At 50.9% G+C, this 14,934-nt stretch carries 14 protein-coding genes; all 14 read left to right on the top strand.

The genetic code is table 11. From position 1 onward, the window contains the following. Positions 1-4: 4 nt before the first annotated feature. The 14 genes from AAC086_RS00260 to ssb all read left to right on the top strand — a co-directional run bounded on the left by AAC086_RS00260 (position 5) and on the right by ssb (position 14,778). Positions 5-1,270 (top strand): ABC transporter substrate-binding protein, encoded by a 1,266-nt coding sequence (locus tag AAC086_RS00260; protein WP_339774012.1) that lies wholly within the window; start codon positions 5-7, stop codon positions 1,268-1,270. Between the two features lie 165 nt (positions 1,271-1,435). Continuing rightward, a complete protein-coding gene (locus tag AAC086_RS00255; protein ID WP_339774010.1) occupies positions 1,436-2,374 on the top strand; it encodes a sugar ABC transporter permease in 939 nt (312 codons plus the stop codon). 15 nt (positions 2,375-2,389) lie between these two features. After that, complete coding sequence (locus AAC086_RS00250) at positions 2,390-3,235, top strand: carbohydrate ABC transporter permease (protein ID WP_339774008.1); 846 nt, start codon at positions 2,390-2,392, stop codon at positions 3,233-3,235. 28 nt (positions 3,236-3,263) lie between these two features. Beyond that, the gene (gene ugpC, locus AAC086_RS00245) at positions 3,264-4,382 is read left to right on the top strand and encodes a sn-glycerol-3-phosphate ABC transporter ATP-binding protein UgpC (RefSeq protein WP_339774006.1); all 1,119 of its coding nucleotides are present in this window, start codon (positions 3,264-3,266) and stop codon (positions 4,380-4,382) included. Positions 4,383-4,688: 306 nt separating this feature from the next. Further along, positions 4,689-5,774, top strand: a complete 1,086-nt coding sequence (locus AAC086_RS00240; RefSeq protein WP_339774004.1) for an extracellular solute-binding protein — start codon at positions 4,689-4,691, stop codon at positions 5,772-5,774. 121 nt (positions 5,775-5,895) lie between these two features. Continuing rightward, positions 5,896-7,059 (top strand): ABC transporter ATP-binding protein, encoded by a 1,164-nt coding sequence (locus tag AAC086_RS00235; RefSeq protein WP_339774639.1) that lies wholly within the window; start codon positions 5,896-5,898, stop codon positions 7,057-7,059. Further along, the gene (locus AAC086_RS00230) at positions 7,056-7,937 is read left to right on the top strand and encodes an ABC transporter permease (RefSeq protein ID WP_339774002.1); all 882 of its coding nucleotides are present in this window, start codon (positions 7,056-7,058) and stop codon (positions 7,935-7,937) included. The genes AAC086_RS00235 and AAC086_RS00230 overlap by 4 nt, the downstream gene beginning before the upstream one ends. Before the next feature lie 10 nt (positions 7,938-7,947). Beyond that, positions 7,948-8,808, top strand: coding sequence for an ABC transporter permease (locus AAC086_RS00225; RefSeq protein ID WP_339774001.1), 861 nt, complete (start codon positions 7,948-7,950; stop codon positions 8,806-8,808). A gap of 447 nt (positions 8,809-9,255) precedes the next feature. Continuing rightward, complete coding sequence (ugpB, locus tag AAC086_RS00220) at positions 9,256-10,554, top strand: sn-glycerol-3-phosphate ABC transporter substrate-binding protein UgpB (protein ID WP_339773999.1); 1,299 nt, start codon at positions 9,256-9,258, stop codon at positions 10,552-10,554. Between the two features lie 85 nt (positions 10,555-10,639). Further along, positions 10,640-11,518 (top strand): ABC transporter permease subunit, encoded by an 879-nt coding sequence (locus AAC086_RS00215; protein ID WP_339773997.1) that lies wholly within the window; start codon positions 10,640-10,642, stop codon positions 11,516-11,518. A 9-nt stretch (positions 11,519-11,527) separates the two neighbouring features. Next, positions 11,528-12,382, top strand: coding sequence for a sn-glycerol-3-phosphate ABC transporter permease UgpE (gene ugpE, locus AAC086_RS00210; protein ID WP_339773995.1), 855 nt, complete (start codon positions 11,528-11,530; stop codon positions 12,380-12,382). 69 nt (positions 12,383-12,451) lie between these two features. Beyond that, complete coding sequence (locus AAC086_RS00205; RefSeq protein ID WP_339773994.1) at positions 12,452-13,522, top strand: sn-glycerol-3-phosphate import ATP-binding protein UgpC; 1,071 nt, start codon at positions 12,452-12,454, stop codon at positions 13,520-13,522. A gap of 180 nt (positions 13,523-13,702) precedes the next feature. Then, positions 13,703-14,176, top strand: coding sequence for a GAF domain-containing protein (locus tag AAC086_RS00200; RefSeq protein ID WP_339773993.1), 474 nt, complete (start codon positions 13,703-13,705; stop codon positions 14,174-14,176). Positions 14,177-14,244: 68 nt separating this feature from the next. After that, positions 14,245-14,778 (top strand): single-stranded DNA-binding protein, encoded by a 534-nt coding sequence (ssb, locus tag AAC086_RS00195; protein WP_339773992.1) that lies wholly within the window; start codon positions 14,245-14,247, stop codon positions 14,776-14,778. Positions 14,779-14,934 lie beyond the last annotated feature (156 nt).

The raw sequence follows: 14,934 nt of genomic DNA, 5'->3' as shown, positions 1-14,934 counted from the left end.
ATAAATGTCGAACAAACTATTGGCAAAAGGGCTGGCGGGTGCCTTGGCGGCAAGTGTCGCCCTGGTTCCGTTGATGGCGCAAGCCGGCGATCTGGTGATTGAAAGCTGGCGGACTGATGATGTTGATATCTGGAATGATCAAATTATCCCTGCGTTCAATGAAAAGCATCCAGACATCCATGTGAAATTTACTTCGGTCACCCCACCTGAATACAATGCGGCATTGAATGCGAAGATAGCTGGTGGCACAGCTGGTGATTTGATTACATGCCGTCCATTTGATGCATCGCTTGAACTTTACAGGCAGGGCAACCTTGCATCGCTTAACGATCTTCCAGGCATGGACAATTTCTCTGACGTCGCCAAGTCCGCCTGGCAGACCGACGATGGTTCAACCACCTTTTGCGTGCCGATGGCATCGGTTATTCATGGCTTCATCTACAACAAGGAAGCCTTTGATGAAGTTGGCGTAGAAGTGCCGAAAACCACCGAAGAATTCTTCCAGGTTCTGGATAAGATCAAGGAAGACGGCACCTATATTCCGATGGCAATGGGCACGGCGGACCAGTGGGAAGCCGCGACCATGGGGTTCCAGAATATCGGTCCGAACCACTGGAAAGGTGAAGAAGGCCGCAAAGCTCTGATTGATGGCAGCCAAAAATTCACCGACAAGCCCTATGTCGATACTTTCACCGAACTGGCCCGCTGGAAAAATTACCTGCCCGATGGTTTTGAAGGTATTTCATCTTCTGATTCCCAGAATCTGTTCTCACTGGGCCGTGCGGCCATTTATCCGGCCGGTTCGTGGGACATTTCGCTGTTTAACAAACAGGCCGATTTCAAATTCGGTGCCTTTCCGCCGCCTGCACCGGCAGGTTCTGATACCTGCTATATCAGTGACCATACCGATATCGGCATGGGCCTGAATGCCCATTCTGAAAATGCCAAAGACGCCAAGGTGTTTCTGGAATGGATGACAGGCCCCGATTTCGCCCAGCTTTATTCCAATGCCTTGCCGGGCTTCTTCTCGCTGTCAAATTCCCCGGTCAAGATCGAAGATCCGGTCGCGCAGGAATTTGTCAGCTGGCGCCAGAAATGCAAGTCGACCATTCGTAACTCCTATCAGATCCTTTCGCGCGGAACGCCGAACCTTGAAAATGACCTGTGGAACATTTCCGCCCAGGTCATCAATGGTACGCTGACCCCGGAAGAAGGAGCGACAAAGGCCGAAGGCGGCTTGGCAAAATGGTATGCACCGCATCAGAAATGATCGGTCCCTCCATCGGACGGGCGCATTTTGTGCGCCTGTCCGCCCTTTGGGGCACATGCACAATATAAAGTGGGCGGTCGTTTCTAACGCCCGACAAGAAGCGGGCGGACCGGGTTATGTTCCATCGCCCCGCCATCAAACACTTTCAGACAGACAGGACATGGTATGGCGCATTCAGGGCCCATGACCGATTGGCGCAAGGCAAAACTGCCTGTGTTTGCCTTTCTGGCACCCGCAACACTTCTTTACACGCTGTTTATGATTTATCCGTTGATCGATTCGATCCGGTTAAGTTTTTACAGTGCCCCATCTGGCGGCGATCTGGCTTTTGTCGGTTTCGATAACTATCGCACAATTTTAAGCGATCCCGACTGGGCGGCAACATTCTGGAACAGTTTCTGGAACAACATGAAATTTTTTGCCGTTCACATGCTGGTGCAAAACCCGATCGGCATTGCCCTTGCCGCCGTGCTGAGCCTGCCGCGCCTTAAATTTCGCAATACCTATCGCACCCTTATTTTCATGCCGACCATGCTGTCGGTCGTGATTGTCGGGTTTATCTGGCAGTTGATCCTGAGTCCGGTCTGGGGTGTGGGTGCCGATATTCTTGATATTGTCGGCCTGAAATCGCTGTTTGGGCCATGGCTGGGCAAGGAAGGAAGTGCGCTGATTACGCTGGCCTTTATTTCCGTCTGGCAATGGGTCGGCATTCCGATGATGCTGATTTACGCGGCCTTGCTGGCCATTCCCGACGATCTGGTGGATGCCGCCATTGTCGATGGCGCAACCCATTTCGAGGTGTTCTGGCATATTAAAATGCCCTTGATTTTGCCCACGGTCGCCATGGTTTCAATTTTAACATTTGTCGGTAATTTCAATGCCTTCGATCTTGTTTATGCGGTGAAAGGTGCGCTCGCCGGGCCGAATTTCGCCAGCGACATCATGGGTACGTTGTTTTACCGCACCTTCTTTGGCTATCAGTTGCAGCTTGGCAGCCCCACACTTGGCGCGACCGTCGCATCGCTGATGTTTATGATCATTCTTGCCGGGGTGTTGTTTTACCTGTTTGTCGTGCAGCGCCGCATGTCGCGCTATCAACTGTAAAAGGGGGCTGCATCCATGGCTTTAAATCTTCGCAAGGATCAGGCATCCCGTGCTGTCATCGTCCACGCGGTCTTGCTGAGTTACACGCTGATTGCACTGTATCCGGTGTTTTTAATCGTGATTAATGCGTTTAAATCCCGTAAGGGCATTTTTCGCGAACCAATGGCGCTGCCAACCACCAAGACTTTCAGCCTTTCCGGGTTTGAAAAGGTGTTGGCCAAGGCCGATTTCGGGACTTATTTTTTCAACAGCATCTCGGTGACAGTCGTTACGATTGTTGTGGTTCTGTTGCTTGCGGCAATGGCGGCCTGGGCCTTGTCGGAATACAAGTTCCCTTTCAATACCGCCCTGGCAATCTATCTGGCGATTGGCATTATGGTGCCTATTCGCCTTGGCACCGTTTCCATTCTCAGCCTGATGGTCGATTTGGGGCTGGTCAATACGTTAACATCGCTGGTTCTGGTTTATGTGGCGCAAGGGTTGCCTCTGGCGATTTTCATTCTGACCGAATTCATGCATCAGATCCCCAAGGATTTGAAGGAAGCCGCGCGTTGTGACGGGGTTGGCGAATTCAAGATCTTTTTCGCGGTGATTTTGCCGCTGGTACGCCCGGCTGTGGCAACGGTTGCGGTGTTTACCATGATTCCGATCTGGAATGATTTGTGGTTCCCGCTCATTCTGGCACCGGGCGATGGCAAGCAAACCATTACCCTGGGGGTACAACAGTTTATCGGGCAATATGTAACGGACTGGAACGCGGTTCTGGCGTCGCTCAGTCTCGCCATTATTCCCATCCTGATCCTTTATCTGATTTTTTCCCGCCAACTGATCCGCGGCCTGACATCTGGCGCAGTGAAGTGATTTACGGGTTACAGGAGCACTTTAAAAAATGGCCGATTTGAAACTGGACCAGATCCGCAAAAGCTATGGCGCCGTTGATGTCCTGCATGGCATTGATCTGGATGTAAAAGACGGGGAATTTGTTGTTTTTGTTGGCCCGTCGGGCTGTGGCAAATCAACACTTTTGCGGATCATCGCCGGGTTGGAAGACATCAGCAGCGGCGACCTTATGATTGATGGCGAGGTTGTAAACAATAAAACCCCCAAAGACCGTGGTATTGCCATGGTGTTTCAGTCCTATGCGCTTTATCCGCATATGACGGTTTACAAAAACATGGCCTTTGGCCTGAAACTGGCCAATACCGACAAATCCGCCCTTGATCAGCGCGTACGTGCTGCGGCATCCACCCTGCAACTTGATAATTTGCTGGATCGACGCCCATCCGAACTGTCGGGCGGGCAGCGCCAGCGTGTCGCCATTGGCCGTGCCATTGTGCGCCAACCCAAGGTTTTCCTGTTTGATGAACCGCTGTCAAACCTTGATGCTGCCTTGCGGGTGCAAACCCGGATCGAAATTGCCAAGCTGCATCAAAAGCTGAAATCAACCATCGTTTATGTCACCCATGACCAGATCGAAGCCATGACGCTGGCCGATAAAATTGTGGTGATGAATGCGGGCCGGGTCGAGCAGGTAGGGTCGCCGATGGATTTGTATCATCATCCCAAAACCCGGTTTGTTGCCGGTTTTATCGGGTCGCCGGCAATGAATTTTACCCGGGTCAAAATTACCGCGACCAGCGCCGAAACCGTTACCGTCGAAATGCCTGGTGGCGGCAGCGCCATTTTGCCATTCGTTGTTTCGAGCGGGCAGGTGGGCAAGGAAGTTGAACTGGGCATTCGCCCCGAACATCTTGAACTGAACCGTGAAGGTGACCTCCCGGTCAGCGGCGAAGTCGAGGTTGTCGAAAAACTTGGCGACTCCACGTATCTTTATGTCGGTCTGGCAAATGGTGATCGGGTGACATTGCGGGCGCCGGGCCACAGCCGGGTTAAAATTGGTGAAAAGGTTACCGCCGCTGCCGATGGCGGGGCGGCACATCTGTTTGACGATAACGGTCAGGCTTTTGCCAAGGTGAATTGCCCGGCAAAATATAGTGCCACCGAATAGGGGCTTTTTATTGCGATATTTGTCTGTTTGGGGGCGGTCCTTGGGGCCGTCCCTTTTTCATTGATAATCCGGGATAACACTGACGGATCATCCGATATTTTGTTGCAGAACTTTAACTTGCGGTTTTGATGGAAACATGGCGAAACTTGTAACGAAAAGTTCAATAGAAAATGAAATCAGTCTTTTTGGTTTCATTTCAACATAAAGTTTGCTGATAATATCATTTGGCGGTGCTCCATTGCGCGGGCTGTGGGGATCGTGACTGGTGGCAGATTTTGAATTTCGTCAACAAAGGGGTTCGTTACAATGTCTAAAAATACCGGTTCGCTGCGCGCAACCATGCTGGGTGTTTCTGCACTGGCAGGCGTGATGATGCTGGCAGGCGCTGCCCAGGCAGAAGAATTGCGTTTGCTGACCTGGGGTGGTTATGCCCCGGATGACGTTATCGAAATGTTTGAAAAGGAAACCGGCATTAATGTCGAAGTAACCCTTTCAACCAATGAAGACATGATTTCAAAATTGCGCGCTACCGGTGGCGGCGGTTTTGACCTTGCCCAGCCGTCACAGGATCGCATTGCCGGTGCCCAGATGGAATATCGCATCTACAAGCCGCTCGATCTGTCAAAAGTTGACACCGCAAAATTCATTCCTTCCATGCTGGCAGCAACCAAAACCAACACCACCGTTGATGGTGAAGTTTATGGTTTGCCCCATATCTGGGGGACCAGCGGCCTTGTGGTTGATACTAAAAAAGCACCCGACGTTAAGGACTATACCGATCTTTGCAATGACAGTGTTGCAGGCAAGGTTTCCTACCGCCTGAAACGGCCGACCCTGATCGGTTTTGCCTTCGCCATGGGCATGGACCCGTTTGCAGCCTATAGTGACGAAACCAAATATCAGGAAATCCTCGACAAGGTTGAGGAAAAGCTGATCGACTGCAAACCCAATGTTAAAACTTATTGGGAAGGTGGCGATGCGCTGCTAAACTTGGTGCGTTCGGGTGAAGTTGTTGCAGCCATGGCGTGGGATACCGGCGGGTGGAAGCTCAATAACGATAATGCCGACATCACCTTTATCGCCCCGAAATCGGGTGCATTGGGTTGGGTTGATACCTTTGCTTTGCCGCGTAAATCCGAAAACGAAGATGCGGCCTACAAATGGATCAACTTTGTCATGCAGCCTGAAATTGCGGCCAAAATTACCGCAAGTGCCGGTAACTTTACGGCCTCCAAAGGGGCTGATGACTTTGCCGAAGACAAGTTGAAAGCCCAGTTCAAGAACAGCTTCCCGCAGGAAGCCCTTGATAACATCAAATGGTATCCGCCGGTTCCGGCCGGTCTGGAAACCCTTGAAGGCAAGACGCTGGACCGGATTAAAGCCGCCCAGTAACGGCAATCTTTCATGGCATCCCCGGCATCAATCCGGGGGTGCCATATTTGTTAAAAAACAAAAGATGCGATCCATTTCGTACCAAAATAACTAAAAATATTCAGGATGATTCGGGGTGAATATGGTCGACCAGTTTGATTTGGAATGCCGTGACGTTGTCAAAACATTTGGCCAGTTCAAAGCCGTGGATAAGGTTTCGCTGACCATACCGCCGGGATCGTTTTTTTCCATTCTGGGGCCGAGCGGCTGTGGCAAAACAACCTTGTTGCGCATGCTGGCAGGGTTTATCGAACCCACAGCGGGCGATATCCTGATCAAGGGAAAATCGGTTCTGGGCGTTGCCCCTAACCGGCGACCCGTCAATATGGTGTTTCAACATCTGGCACTTTTTCCGATGATGAATGTTGCGCAAAATGTTGCCTATGGCTTGCGCCGTCGCGGGGTAGACCGGGCGACAATCGATAAAAAAGTTGCTGAAACGCTGGCGCGGGTTGGCTTGCCCGATTCAGGGCCAAAACAGATCCATCAGCTTTCTGGTGGGCAAAAACAGCGTATCGCCATCGCCCGTTGTCTGGTGCTTGAACCTGCCGTGTTGCTGCTTGATGAACCGTTGGGTGCGCTTGATTTGAAATTGCGCGAACATATGAAGGTTGAACTCAAGCAGCTTCAGCACGAAATTGGCACCACCTTTGTCTACATCACCCATGATCAATCCGAAGCCCTGGTGATGTCTGACCAGGTGGCGGTGATGAATGCCGGTCGCTTTGAGCAGGTCGGCACCCCGCAGGAGCTTTATTATAAGCCCGATACACCTTTTGTTGCCGGATTTGTCGGCGAAAGCAATCGCTGGCAGGGCACGCTGGAAACCATTGCCGACGGTCAGGCCATTATCCGCCTTGATAGCGGCGGGGTAATTTACACCGACCCGGAACAGGTTGCCAATATCTCCCATGGTGTGGGGCAACGGATGGATGTTTTTGTTCGCCCCGAGGCCATCACAATTACGGCCAAAGGGCAGGATGGCCCCGCCGCCGCACCGGGTATCAACGCCATGCAGGGGCGGGTTGGAAACCTGTTATTTAACGGGGCTGCCAGCAGCGTTCAGTTGCGCGAAACCACAACCGGCCACGAAATGAATGTGGCCTTGCCCCAAACCGGGGCATTTGCGGGCCTGCGCAACGGCGATGAACTTGATTTAAGCTGGAGTGCCGGGCAGACAAAGTGTTTTGCCGTGACAAAAACAGGGGCGGCCAGTGCCAGCGCCAGTGCCGAGGCCGTCGCATGAAAAACACATCGGGTTCTGTTGCCGGTGGCGGATTAAAACTGGGCGTGTTGCTGATGGCAACGCCTTTGCTGCTATGGCTGGTTTTGCTGGTGATATTGCCGCATCTTGATTTGCTGATGGTGTCGCTGCGCGAACGGATTTCATACGGAAAATACGCGTTCAGCTTTGCCAATTACATCGAATTTTTTACCGAACCGCTATACTGGAACACCTATGTTCGAACTGCGACGATGTCGATTTTGGCAACGGCGCTGACATTGGTGATCGGCTTTCCGATTTCCTATTATATTGCCAAGGTGATGCGGGGCAGGGGCAAAAGCGTTTTGTTCCTGATGTGTCTGATCCCGTTTTGGGTCAGCGAACTTGTCCGCACATTCGGCTGGATGATTTTGCTGCGCGAAAGCGGCGTTATCAGTCACTTTCTGCAATGGGCGGGGCTGGTCGATGGGCCGGTTGAAATGCTGTATAATGATGTGACCATTATGGTGGGGCTGGTTTATACATCGATGCTGTTCATGGTGGTGCCGCTGGTGTCCGTCCTTGATAGCCTGGACGACAGCCTGATTGAGGCCGGTTATGATCTGGGCGGCAATGCCTTTACCGTTACCCGCGATATTGTCATCCCTCATGCCATGCCCGGTATCGCATCGGGTTGTATTGTTGTTTTCATGCTGACACTGGGCAATTACCTGACGCCAAACCTGTTGGGCGGCAAAAGCAGCCTGTGGTTTACCGAACAAATCTATACCCAGTTCATCACCCGGTTTAACTGGGAATCGGGTTCGGCTTTCGGGTTTTTGTTGCTGGTTTTGTCATCGTTGATTGTCTGGCTGGGCTTAAAGCTCAGCCGTCAGACATTGTCCGATACGGTCGGCTAAGGGGGCCATCATGATACCTTCCATTCCGCAATCGCGTTATGCCAAGGGCATTTATGGTGCCTATGTAACGCTGTTTTTTATCTATCTGGCGGCACCTTTGGTGGTTGTCGGCGTGTTTGCCTTTAACGATAGCCAGTTTCCCTCGATGCCATGGGAAGGGGCGACGCTGGCGTGGTTTTTTGGTGATACCGCGCCCTATATCGGCATTTTCCACGATAGCGCATTGTTACGCAGTATCGGGACATCGGCCTTTGTCGCGGTGTGGGTCACGCTGTTATCCGTCACCGTTGGTACCTGTAATGCGTTTTTGTTCGAACGCGCCCGCTTTCCCGGTAAAAACCTGCTTTATATGTTGGCGATTTCACCGCTGGTTATTCCTGGTGTGATTTTAGGTATTTCGATCCTGGTATTTTCCAACGCCATCGCCAATGGTGTCGAAGATGCCATTGGCTGGGATCTGGACTTTTTGCGTCCCGGGCTGTTTTTGGTCATTATTGGGCAATTTGCCTTTATCACAACCATCACGACACTGGTGATATCGGCCCGCCTGCGCAAATTTGACATCACCCTGGAGGAAGCGGCCCTTAATCTTGGGGCGACCCGGGCCGATGCCATTCGCACCATTACCATTCCCTATTTGAAACCGGCTCTGATCGGGGCGGCCATCGTGTCGTTTTTAATGTCGTTTGAAAACTTCAATACCACCCTGATGCTGGTGGGATCTGATGCGCCGTTAACAATTGCCATGTTTGACCGGCTAAAGCAGGGGTCAACACCCGCGCTTAATGCCTTGTCTGTGCTATTGATGGTGGTATCGGGCGGGCTTGCGCTGATGTCGGTCTTTGCCCAGCGTGATCGCAGTTCAAAATAGTCGTTGCAGCGATGTCGTCAAAATTTTGAAACTGAACAGACGTACAGGAAAGCGGCTTTCGGGCCGCTTTTCATTTGTCCATTCGTCAACAAAGCGGTTTGGTTTTGATTTCAGATAGGAAATTCGACTTTTTGAACGCAAAAAATGCCGTTTTCTGCAAAAAAACAGGCGCAATTGTTGATATTGCAAGTTAATGACATTTTTAGATTCCTGATTTTTGGAGATTGACGGCGCATTTTAGATTTGATTTGAATTTTCAAGATGCTCATATGAACAAAAATTTCAAATTCTATGATGCAATTGAACATTAATTTTGTCCGAAATAGAAGTTTCCGAAAACTGTCATTTGAGTGATCCGCCATCGCATTGGATAAACATCCGTGTTGTTTAGGCTGCGACAGGGCAGCCAAAGCGAGCGATGTATTTTATTTGGGAGATCACGGAATCATGTTTCGCAAAACGCTGATGGCTGCGGCTGCGTTGCTGGCAATGGCAACTTCTGCCAATGCGGCAACGCAAATCACCTGGTGGCACGCGATGGACGGGGCGCTGGGCGATGTTGTTAACACGCTGGCCGACCGCTTTAACAAAAGCCAGGACGAATATGAAATAGTCCCGATTAACAAGGGCAGCTATCAGGAAACCATGACGGCCGGTATTGCCGCGTTCCGTGCAAAAAACCAGCCCAATATTATTCAGATTTTTGATGCCGGTGCCGCAACGATCATTAATGCCAAAGGCGCTGTCCTGCCGGTTCAGGAGTTGCTGGAAAGCGACGGTGTGAAGTTCGATATCAATAATTACATCCCGGGTGTTCGGTATTTCTATGCTGATGCTGATGGCAAAATGATCGGGATGCCGTTCAACAGCTCCACCCCGCTTTTGTATTTCAACAAAGATGCCTTTGCAAAAGCAGGCATTGAAAACCCGCCGAAAACCTGGCAGGAATTTGAAACGATTGCGCCGAAGCTCAAGGAAGCAGGTTATACCGGGCTGGCCCAGTCCATGAGCACATGGATTTTCTTTGAAAACTTCATGTCGCGCCACAACCTGCCACTGGCCACCGAAAATAACGGCTATGACGGCACCGATGCCAAGCTCCTTTATAATAACAAGGACCTGAAGGCATTCTGGTCAAATGTGAAGAAATGGAAAGACGAAGGTTATTACGGCTATTATGGCCGCGACTGGGGCCCCAACCAGGATGCATTTTTGCAGCAGAAGGTTGCCATGTGGATCGGTTCTTCCGGCTCTTTTGGCGGTTTGCGCAAAAGCGCTCAATTCAAGTTTGGTGCGGCTGAACTTCCTTATGTTGCCGGTGTTGGCGATGCCCCGACACACACCTTTATTGGTGGTGCCGCCCTGTTTGCGCTCTCAGGTCATCCGGCTGAGGAAAACAAAGGCGTTGCCAAATTCTTTGAATTTCTGACCCAGCCGGACATCCAGTATTATTGGCACAAAGAAACCGGTTACGTGCCGATTACCAATGCTGCCTATGAACTGGCGCAAAAAGATGGCTACTACAAAGAAAGCCCGGATGCCGAAGTGGGTATCAAGCAGCTTTCCGAAAAAGGTGGCGAATGGACCAAAGGCTATCGCCTGGGATTTTATCCGCAGATCCGTAACGTCATTTACGGCGAAGTTGATAAAATGCTGAGCGGCGAAGAAACCGTAGATGCGGCCTTTGATACCATTGAAACCCAGGGCAATGCCTTGTTGAAGCGTTTCCACGATACCTACAAATAAATCAACCTGAGTGATTATCGCAGGGCGCCTGTTACAGGCGTCCTGCCTTCATTGTTGGTCAATGTTTTAAATACGGTTATTTAAAATGAAGCGCGTTCAATTCGGGCACAGCGCGGTGCCTTACCTTTTTGTGGCACCCCAAATTATAATTATCACCATCTTTTTTCTTTGGCCGGCGGCCCAGGCGATTCACCAGTCTTTTTTGCTCGAAGATGCGTTTGGGCTGTCGTCACAGTTTGTCTGGTTTCGTAATTTCAAGGATGTGTTTGCCAATCCTGCGTGGTTGCAATCGGCAAAATTTACAGTCGTTTTTTCCTTTTTGGTTGCGTTTCTTTCCATTGCCATTGCCCTGGTGCTTGCTGTTCGTGCCGACGAAATTTTACGAGGGGCAAAAATGTACAAAACCCTGCTGATGTGGGGCTATGCCATTGCGCCGCCGGTCGCCGGATTGCTGGGCATTATGATGTTCAACCCTTTGATGGGTGATCTTTATATTCTGATCAACAAAATCGGGTTTTCCTTTAACCATATTGAAAGCCCGAGAGACGCCGCCTTTGTGGTGATCCTGATTGCCGTCTGGAAGCAGGTGAGTGTGAATTTCATTTTCTTTCTTTCCGGGTTGCAAGGTATTTCAAAATCCGTGATGGAAGCAGCGACCCTGGATTGTAAAAGTTCGGGACGACGGTTTTGGACCATTACCTTTCCGTTGCTTGCGCCAACAACCTTCTTTCTGCTGATTACCAATCTGACCTACGCCTTTTTTGAAACGTTCGGCATTATTGACGTTTCAACCAAAGGGGCACCGGGCGGGTCGACCGCGACCCTGGTCTACAAGGTGTATCAGGACGGGTTTCTGGGGGCTGATCTTGGCGGAAGCTCTGCTCAATCGGTCATTCTTATGGTTATCGTCAGCATCTTGACGGTCTTTCAGTTCCGTTTCATTGAACGAAAAATCCATTATTAAGGGGGCGTCATGTATCAGTCCAAATGGCGTGTTCTAAGCAATCACATCATTCTGATTTTAGGGGCAATTTTTATGATTGCGCCGGTTTGGGTGGCTTTTGCATCATCCACCCACACGCGGGAATACCTGTTTCAACATGGTTTACAGTGGCTGCCTGGGGGGTATTTTTTCGAGACCTATAGTGCGATCCTGTTTGATCCGGCGGCAACAAAAGGTCGGGTTACAGCATTGCAAATGCTGTTTAACAGCATGGTGTTGGGGCTGGGGTTTGCCATTGGCAAAGTTATTATTTCGATGATGGCGGCCTATGCCATCGTGTATTTTCGCTTTCGCCTTGCTGTTCCGTTGTTCTGGATCATTTTTTCGACGCTGTTACTGCCACTTGAAGTGCGCATCATCCCTTCCTACGAGGTTGTTTCGTCGTTGGGAATGCTCAACACGTATACGGGCCTGATTTTGCCCCTGATTGCATCGGCAACCGGCACATTTTTCTTTCGGCAATTTTACCGTTCCGTTCCCGATGAACTTCTGGAAGCGGCCCGTCTGGACGGGGCAGGGCCGTGGCGGTTTTTCGTCGATATATTGGTGCCGCTATCGATCACCATGATTGCTGCGATATTTATCATCATGTTTGTGGTGGGATGGAACCAGTATCTGTGGCCGTTGCTGATGACAACGGATGATAAACTTTACACCATCGTTATCGGTATCAAGCAGGTCTATCAGTCGCTTTATGAAGGCGGGCAAATCCCTCAGTTTCCCAAGGCGTTCGCCTTGACCATTCTGGCAACCATTCCGCCGGTTCTGGTGGTGGTTATCTTCCAGCGCATGTTCATCAAAGGGTTGGTCGAAACCGAAAAATAACCAGCCATTCAAAACATTATGCGGGTTTTCGGACCCGGACATCGGAACCGGATACGACAGGACAAAGTCATGGCGACGCTAAATTTAAAGCAGGTCGAAAAGACCTATGTAAACGGATACAAGGCAATTCACGGGATTGATCTTGAAATTGCAGATGGCGAATTCGCCGTGCTGGTGGGGCCATCGGGCTGTGGCAAATCCACCTTGCTGCGCATGATCGCCGGGCTTGAAACCGTTTCTGCGGGCGAGATTAAAATTGAAGACAGGGTGGTGAACAATGTGGCCCCGGCGGACCGCGATATTGCCATGGTGTTTCAAAATTATGCGCTTTATCCGCATATGACGAACTATGCCAATATGGCCTATGGCCTTAAAAACCGGGGCTACAGCAAGGAAGAAATTGACCGCCGCGTGCGTGAAGCTGGCACCATTTTGCAGCTAACCGAATTGCTGGACCGCAAACCCCAGCAATTATCAGGCGGCCAGCGCCAGCGCGTGGCAATGGGGCGGGCGATTGTGCGCGAACCTAAGGTATTTTTGTTTGATGAACCGCTGTCAAACCTGGATGCCAAGCTGCGTGTTGATATGCGTCTTGAAATTAAAAATCTGCAACAACGCCTTGGTATTACATCGGTTTATGTTACACATGATCAGGTTGAAGCCATGACCCTGGCTGATCGTTTGATTGTGATGAATGGCGGTGTGGCCGAGCAGATCGGTTCGCCGATTGATATTTACAATGCGCCGACGACCCGGTTTGTCGCAAGCTTTATTGGCTCGCCGTCGATGAATTTCCTTGATGGCCGCGTCTCAAATGATTGCAGCCATGTGGTGCTAACCGACGGCACCCAGCTTGATCTTGATTATAATGTCGAGGCAAACCGTGACGTGGTTGTCGGCATTCGCCCCGAACATCTTTCCATTACCACCCCAACCCGCAGCAGCATTGCCGCAAAGGTGCGCATAACCGAAATTCTGGGGGCAGAAACGCTTGTATATCTGACATTTGGCAGCAAAAACGAAGCCATTACCTTGCGTATGCAGGGAACCCATAAATATGCCGCAGGGGATGAATTGACGCTCTATTCAAATCCGGCGCAAATTCATCTGTTTGATCAGGCCAGCGGCCATCGGATCTGATATCGCGCACGCTGATCATGCTCTTTCGTGCCACATTTGAAAGCCACCCGTGACCGGCGCGGGTGGTTTTCTTTTGTCCGGTACATTTGATCATGCCGGTTTGATCAAAAAGCGATTTTGTCCTTGTTTCTGCCGTGCCGAAACGTTAGTTCCATGCCTGAGCAAGACAGGAGCACGACAGTGAACGCGGATCAGAAAAACGCACTTTATGCTGACGCCACAAAAGAACTTGCCAGCATTACCGAAGGCGAAACCAATGTGACAGCGTTGATGGCAACGGTAAGCTGCGTTCTGGCTGAAAAGTTCGACTATTATTTCTGGACCGGGTTCTATATCGTTGATCCCATCAAACAAAATGAATTGGTGGTTGGTCCGTATCAAGGGACACTTGGATGTTTGCGCATTCCGTTTGGCCGTGGGGTTTGTGGCAGCGTTGCCGCAACACGCAAAAGCTGTGTGGTTGACGACGTACATGCTTTTCCAGGGCATATCGCCTGTGATAGCCGTTCCAACTCGGAAGTCGTGGTGCCGGTGCTTGACCGGTCCGGGGCATTGATTGCCGTTTTTGATGTCGACAGCGTTGAAACCGGATCATTCGACGGGATTGATCAAACCGCGCTGGAAGCTATAATGCAGCAGATTTTCGCGCGCTGACCGCATATATTTATTCGCCGGTTCTGAAACGGAATCGCAAACTAACAACGAACTTTGGAAGATAACCCATGGCAGGCAGTGTCAATAAAGTCATTCTCGTTGGCAATCTGGGCCGCGACCCGGAAATCCGTTTTACCCAGGCGGGCAAGAAAATTGCCAATTTCAGCATCGCGACCTCCGAACAATGGCGGGACCGCCAGTCCGGTGAGCGCCGTGAACGTACCGAATGGCACCGGATTGTTGTTTTCAGTGAAGGCCTGGCCGATGTTGTTGAGCGCTTTGTTAAAAAAGGCAGCAAACTCTACATCGAAGGCGTTCTGCGCACCCGCAAATGGCAGGGGCAGGATGGCAAGGATAACTATACCACTGAAATCGTCCTTGAAGGCTTTAACAGCACGCTAACGATGCTTGATGGTCGTGGTGAAGGTGGTGGCGCCGGTGGCGGTTCTTCGTCAGGTGGCGGTTATGGCGGTGATTCCGGCGGCTATGGTGGTGATACCAGTGGCGGCGATGCAGGCTGGGGTAATTCTTCCCCGCGCAGTGGCGGCGGCGGATCAGCACCGGGTGGTGCCCCGGATCTCGACGACGATATCCCGTTCTGATCAATAGGCGGCGGCTGTTAAGAACAGTTCAAACGAAGGCAGTACCGATCATGGTGCTGCCTTTTTTATCGTTACAAAGTTAACGCTTGTTGATATGAAAAATCACAAGGTTCACTTTGCCGCGTCCTGCTGCAAGGTCATTTGACATCGTTCTTT

The organism is uncultured Thalassospira sp. (assembly GCF_963976115.1).
GTDB lineage: Bacteria > Pseudomonadota > Alphaproteobacteria > Rhodospirillales > Thalassospiraceae > Thalassospira.
Note: the sequence above shows the minus strand (reverse complement) of the source record. Positions and strands in the feature narration are given on the sequence as shown.